This window comes from Nocardioides sp. CF8, assembly GCF_000389985.1.
Taxonomy (GTDB): domain Bacteria; phylum Actinomycetota; class Actinomycetes; order Propionibacteriales; family Nocardioidaceae; genus Nocardioides; species Nocardioides allogilvus.
In genome coordinates, this window is the sequence record NZ_CM001852.1 from 4,174,554 (window position 1) to 4,174,843 (window position 290).

Genomic DNA, 290 nt, shown 5'->3' on the forward strand with positions numbered 1-290 from the left:
CCGCCGACCACCGAGTGGATCCGCCGCATGGCCGTCTCCGAAGCGGCCGCGGGCAGGTACCTCGACGGACGGTTCACCCAGGCGCTCCGGGGCGAAGCCAACCGACCGATCGAGGACGACACCCGGATCTCCCGGGCCCTCGCCGGGTGGGACATGCAGGCCCACCGCACCCTCGCCTCCGACGCATGGCCGACCAACATGGTCCTCATCACCCGCACCCAGGGCCTCATCGCCGGCGCCGCCATGGTGCTCGTCGACGCCGCACAGCACGCCGGCCACCTCGAGCCCAC

General features: G+C 73.1%; 1 protein-coding gene. It reads left to right on the forward strand.

What is annotated here, in order from left to right; translation table 11 throughout:
* Positions 1 to 27 precede the first annotated feature (27 nt).
* Positions 28 to 290 (forward strand): hypothetical protein (locus tag CF8_RS22765; protein ID WP_198016910.1); only part of this gene is annotated, 263 nt, incomplete at its 3' end.